Origin of the sequence: Flavobacterium columnare NBRC 100251 = ATCC 23463, assembly GCF_002530675.1 — a bacterium.
Lineage (GTDB): Bacteria > Bacteroidota > Bacteroidia > Flavobacteriales > Flavobacteriaceae > Flavobacterium > Flavobacterium columnare.
In genome coordinates, this window is record NZ_PCMX01000034.1 from 42,245 (window position 1) to 48,344 (window position 6,100).

6 protein-coding genes and 1 pseudogene are annotated in these 6,100 nt (G+C 29.0%); 2 read left to right on the plus strand and 5 right to left on the minus strand.

The window, feature by feature from the left end:
* Positions 1-6 precede the first annotated feature (6 nt).
* The gene (locus tag B0A78_RS05875; protein WP_065213260.1) at positions 7-1,122 is read left to right on the plus strand and encodes a glycosyltransferase family 4 protein; all 1,116 of its coding nucleotides are present in this window, start codon (positions 7-9) and stop codon (positions 1,120-1,122) included.
* Here the strand turns inward: B0A78_RS05875 and B0A78_RS05880 are convergent.
* From B0A78_RS05880 to B0A78_RS05900, 5 genes are read right to left on the minus strand one after another with little or no spacing between them, the layout of a single operon-like run.
* Positions 1,104-1,856, minus strand: coding sequence for a glycosyltransferase family 2 protein (locus tag B0A78_RS05880; protein WP_097609466.1), 753 nt, complete (start codon positions 1,854-1,856; stop codon positions 1,104-1,106). The two genes, B0A78_RS05875 and B0A78_RS05880, sit on opposite strands and share 19 nt — an antisense overlap.
* 1 nt (position 1,857) lies before the next feature.
* Complete coding sequence (locus tag B0A78_RS05885; protein WP_097609467.1) at positions 1,858-2,634, minus strand: polysaccharide deacetylase family protein; 777 nt, start codon at positions 2,632-2,634, stop codon at positions 1,858-1,860.
* 2 nt (positions 2,635-2,636) lie between these two features.
* Positions 2,637-3,581, minus strand: a complete 945-nt coding sequence (locus B0A78_RS05890; protein ID WP_065213259.1) for a glycosyltransferase family 2 protein — start codon at positions 3,579-3,581, stop codon at positions 2,637-2,639.
* Positions 3,571-4,767 (minus strand): glycosyltransferase family 87 protein, encoded by a 1,197-nt coding sequence (locus tag B0A78_RS05895; protein ID WP_065213258.1) that lies wholly within the window; start codon positions 4,765-4,767, stop codon positions 3,571-3,573. The genes B0A78_RS05890 and B0A78_RS05895 overlap by 11 nt, the downstream gene beginning before the upstream one ends.
* Entirely contained in the window at positions 4,752-5,480 is a 729-nt protein-coding gene (locus tag B0A78_RS05900; protein WP_065213257.1) for a Kdo domain containing protein, read from the minus strand. The genes B0A78_RS05895 and B0A78_RS05900 overlap by 16 nt, the downstream gene beginning before the upstream one ends.
* Before the next feature lie 67 nt (positions 5,481-5,547).
* Between B0A78_RS05900 and B0A78_RS05905 the strand changes: the two are divergent.
* Positions 5,548-6,100, plus strand: a pseudogene (locus tag B0A78_RS05905) (hypothetical protein); the annotation flags it as partial.

The window sequence follows — 6,100 nt, forward strand, 5'->3', positions numbered from 1 at the left end:
CAATAGATGAAAATAGGATACGAAGCTAAACGCGTATTTCATAATAAAACAGGTTTAGGAAATTATAGCAGGGATTGCGTTCGAATCCTTGCTACTTTTTTTTCAGAAAACCAGTATTTTTTGTACAATCCTAAAAAAACAAGTACTGTTTTATTTCCTTTCAATAAAAGTAATGTAGAAGAAAAACTTCCTTTTTCTAGCTTTTATAAGAAGTTTTACAATATATGGAGGCAATTTGGAATTTTATCTGATCTTAAAAAAGATGAAATAAAATTATTTCATGGTCTTTCAGGAGAACTCCCTAGCGGTCTTCAAAAAAATGGGATCAAAAGCATTGTAACGATACATGACTTAATTTTTATACGATATCCTGAGTTGTATTCTTTTTTTGATCGAAAAATTCATTTTTATAAATTCAAAAAAGCTGCTCAAGAAGCTGATCTTGTTATTGCTATAAGCAAACAGACCAAAGAGGATATTGTTCATTTTTTAAAAATTCCTGAGTCTAAAATCAAAGTTGTTTATCAGGGCTGTCAAGATGTATTTAAGACAATTTATGCTGCTGAATTACAAGAAAAAGTTTTGAAAAAATTTAATCTACCGAAACAGTTTGTATTAAATGTAGGAACTTTAGAAACACGAAAAAACGCACTCAATATAGTAAAAGCTATAAGAGATATTGACACTCATTTAGTCCTTATAGGCAAAGAAACGCCTTACACAAAACAAATTCATCAATATATAAATGAACATCAAATTCAATACAAAGTAAGCTTTTTAAGAAATGTAAGCAACGAAGAATTAGCTATTATTTACCAGTTAGCAAGTGTTTTCGTGTACCCTTCTATTTTTGAAGGATTTGGCATCCCCATTATAGAAGCTCTTTTTTCAAAAACCCCTGTTATTACTACTCATTCGGGTGTTTTTCCTGAAGCTGGTGGTCCAAATAGTTTATACATCAACCCGAATAATCCAGAAGAAATAAAAGAAAAAATTGAATGGGTACTCAATAATCCAGAAGAAGCTGAAATTATTTCTAAAAAAGGTTTTGAATATGCTCAGCAATTTTCTGACGAGGTAATTGCAAATAATTTAATGGATTGTTATCTCTCTTTGTTTTGATATAAATCATATAATTTTGCATATTTTAAAAAACTTCCAAAGGCTGAAAACATACTCCACACAAACCCTTCGTAACCATTTAATATGTTACGTTGTATAAAATAAACTCGAATAAACTCAAAGAGGAATTTAATGAAAGGCTTCAATAATGAGGCCTTTTTTTCTTTTTCAAAAAAGAGCTCACCACTTAACAAAGAGTATTTGATTTGTTTTTGTATGGCAATAGAAATATCAAAGACCGTGTAATGTAACATTTCATTTGATAAGACTCCTGTTTTACCTTCTACTTTTATGGTTTCATGTACTTTATCTGGTGTAAAACTTCCTACTGTTTTATCAAATAGTCGTAAAATTGGTTTTTTATTTTCATTTCCGTATTGAAAGACTTTATTTAAAAAAACATGTGTTCTTGGTATTAAAAATCCGCTTTTAGTACTTTGTTCTAAATCTAATTTTTGAATTTCATTTATTAACTCATCTGAAAGAACCTCATCAGCATCTAAGGACAACACCCATTTATTAGTTGTTTGTTGAAGCGCAAATTGTTTTTGTTGTCCAAAATTTTCAAATTTATTATAAATTATTTTAGCTCCATATTGTTCACAAATAGCAACGGTTTGATCGGAACTTCCTGAATCTACAACTAGTATTTCATTAGCCCAGTATAACTTTTCTAAACATTTAGCTATTATCTTTTCCTCGTTAAAAGTTATAATAAAGACAGATATTTTCATTTTATTTAATTGTTGCTATAAATTCTTTAAATGTTCCAAATATTTTATTTTTTTTCTTAAAATAAAGAATAAAATCATCCAATCGTTTTATTAATGGATCACCACTGTTTTTGACAACATATTTTGGGAAATTAAACTTTTCTGGCTGATTTAAATCTATAAATTCCCAAGGATGCAAGTATATATTTAAATAACCATCTTTATTATATGTCCAATTAGCCAATAGTTTATAAACCCACATTGGTAAATTATGGAAAGATAACCAAAACAATGGAAAACGCACCCAAGGACTTACTGAGGCTGGAATTTGTAAAACTTGGTCCTGATAAAAATAGTTCCTTGGTTTGTCTAGATTATTATAACGTCCTGGCAAAAACGTTGGATTTATAGATGAATTATATGTGTAACCTGCTTTTTGAATTTCTTTTTCATCTACTGGATACATACGAGGCATTCTAAAACCTATTACTTCTTTACCTGTTAATTCTTCTAGTTTATCTTTTGACTCTTTAAGATGTTTTATTTCAAAATCGGTATGATAATAGTTATGTGAGGCTATTTCGTGTCCTGACTGAATGATACGATCTATGACTGTTTTTGCATTCATAGCAAAAGTGGCTGTAGAAAAAAAAGTAGCTTTAATCTGATGTTTATCTAATAAGTCTAAAATCTTATTAGTCCCATCAATAGAAATAGACATTTGTTCTTCAAATGTAATTTCTTTGCCATATTCAAAAGGCATATCAAACTCTTCTATATCAAAACTTAATAAAATCATACTTATTTTTTATAATTAGTGTCTCGAATTAAATAATTAGGTCTTCCTTTAGACTGCATAAATAATTTACCTACATAAATTCCTATAATTCCTAAAACAATCAGATTTAAGCCTCCAAAAAACACAACTGTACTTATAAGAGAAGCCCATCCTGAAATTACGTGTCCATGATAAATACTAAATAGTATGTAAAAAAGGTACCCTATAAAAGAAAATAATGTGATAAACAAGCCCAATAGAACCGCTAAATACAACGGACGTGTACTAAACGATGTAATGCCTTGTAATGCAAAACGGAACATTTTTCTTACTGTATACTTACTTTGTCCCGCAAATCGTTTTGCAGGTTGAAATGAAATTCCATATTGTCTAAAACCTAGCCAATTTATCAATCCTCTAATAAATAATTCATTTTCAGAAAAACCAGAAAAGACTTTTGCTACACGTTGATCCATGAGTCTAAAATCCGCAGTCCCAGGTTCAAATTTAACTTCTGAGAGATAGTTCATCAAGCTATAGAATCCTCGAGAAGTTTTTTTCTTAAAAAAGGAAAGATTTTCATCTTCTTCTCTAATAGTATATACTACATCAAAGCCTTCTTCCCATTTAGCTAATAATTGAGGTAATAATCCAGGAGGATGTTGCATATCTCCATCCATTGTTATAATAGCATCTACGGTATCTACTACGGTATCTACTCCTGCTTTTAGCGCATTTTGATGTCCGAAATTTTTAGATAATTCAACGTAAAATAATTTATCGTCTTTTTCTGAAAATTTCTTTAATGTGGATAATGTTGAATCTTTACTTCCATCATCTACAAAAACTAATTTGTATTCATAATTAAGAGTTGAAAAAACTTGATGTAAAGAATCAACCATAACTTTTAGATTTCCTGATTCATTATAAGCAGGAATTACTACAGCTATTTTTTTATTATTTGTCATTTTCTAACCTTACATGATTATTATTTGAAGTAGGCAGTACTAACATTTCATATACTATTTTAAGCCAGACTAATACACAAGGTAGCGCCTTTAAAGCATAGGGGTTTATATACTTTTCTCTTATAAATTTTGGAAATAAGTCAGTCGGAGAAAAACTCGTTAATAACATGGCTAAAACAAATAAAAACCAATCTACTTTAGTAATAGCTTTTCCTTTTAATACAAACCAAATGGCTACTCCAAAAAATGCAATTATATAGGTGGGTGATTCTGATCCTGAACTAAATATTACTGTAAATATTAAGACTGAAGCCAATAAGAGTAATTGAAATTTTCTATCCTTGAACGCAGACCATCTTAGATAAGGCATTCCAAAAAGTATGACCCCTACTCCTAAAAAAGGTAAATTAGACCATTCTGCATGTCCTGAAATACGTCTAAACATTCCCATTACAGAAATATCTTGTCTGGAAGTAAATGACGCATTTTCGCTATTTTTTACTACTAATCTTTCAAACCACTCAATGTATGAATGACAAACAAAACTAGGTGATGAAATAAACATGGGCAATACAAATAAAAGGGTACTCCACAAAACAAGTCCGCCAATAAATTTAGGTTTGTTCTTGATGAAAAAGAAAAAAGCTAATCCAACAATTCCGTACAATTTAATAAAAACACCTAAAATGATACAAAAGGCAGCCCTAAGTTCTTTTTCTTCAATGATAAAAACATAGGTAAGAATTATCAAAGCAGTCATAATTGGATTGAATTGTAATCCTAAATTAGATGTTATAAATTCATTTAAACAAATCCATAAAATCAAATTTATTTTTTGGGTATTCAAGGGGAGTTTAAAAACACTCCATACCAGCAAAAAAGCGTTAAAACAATTCCATAACACAATCCCAATGGCATCAGGTAAAATGGCAAATGGAGCTATAAACAAACCAAATATGGGACCATAATGGTTATGATCAAAATACAAACTAGGATACTCTGCATACAAAGATTGTTTTTCTAATGTATGCCAAAAAACATTTTTAAAGATTAAATAATTATTATAGCTTCCTCTTGCAAATTGTTTTATAGCTGAAACAGCCGAAATAATTATCCAAATTATTGCTATATTTTTTGGATTTTGAAAAAAACTAACTGTGAAAATATTTTTTATCTTTTCAACCATTTTTTTTTGAACTTTTTCTTTGCAATTACCTTCTTTTGAAAGGCAGATGTATGATATACTAATTTCTCAAAAACTTCTTGTTTTGTTTTACCATAAAGAGTAGCGTATTCTTCACTTATGACTTCTATTTGATCTTGTCTTGGAGTAATTCTCTCCATATTTTTCATTCTTCGATCAAAAGTCATATTGGTATGAAATTTCATCCTATTCAAATCTACAAGATAAAAATTATATCCTCCTGTGTTATTTTTCTTGATTAATGTATTACCAGGTGAGTGATCTAAGAACTCTATTCCCTCGCTATGGAGTAAAAAAGTAAATTTTGCAAATTCTTTTAAAATTGTTACATGATTTGGCTCATCTATTGGCAAATCTAGTAGATCTCTAAAAAGAAAATCGTATTGAATATGTTCACATACATAATAACTGTCTTTCAGAGTAAACAAAGAAAAGTTTTCATAATAACCTACTGGTAAAGGAGTTCCTATTCCTTTTTTTGTTAAAAGATGAGCATATTCATAAGAACGCCTTGCTTTTGATTTTCGAAAAAATTTATATACAACGCCGTTAAACAACGAAGGAATTTTAAAGATTTTCACATTCAAGACTTTCCCTTCGTATGGAATAATTTTTATCTGATTTCTTGTTCCTATCGTAAAATCGGTTCCTTTTTCTTTTAGTTGTAGCAATAGGTCTTGAATCTTTCTATCCATGAAACAAATTTTAATGAGGACAAAAATAACTTAAAATTAATATCTTTACGCTTTTTATTAGAATAAAATGAGTCAAAAAATTTGTGTTATTAGTTTTGATCACTGGAATTATGATTGTCATATTGTTACAGAACTTCAAAAACTAGGCCATGAAAGTCATCATATAAGAATTGGAAATTTAAAATACAAAAATTTCCTTGAACGATTAGCCAATACTTGTTCTAAAGTTTTTTTAGGCAAAAACCCTAAAATCAAAAAACGCCAAGAGTATATATTATCAACATTAAAACAATTAGGGAAACAAGATCAAATTTTAGTTATAAATCCAGAACTCATAGAGCTTGAGTATCATTTAGAAATAAAAAAGTTTACCAATAAATATCTAGCATATCTATATGATAGCATAGAACGAAATCCGATTGACCATTTACCGTCTAATATTTTTGATAAAATATATTCTTTTGATATTAAAAATTGCAAAGAACATTGCTTTGTCAAAACATCCAATTATATTTATACTGTAGAAAATAAATCCGCAGAGAATATAACCCAGAATTTCATTTACATTGGTTCTATTGACGAAAGAATTGACTTATTGAATCAAATAGGTGTAATATTAA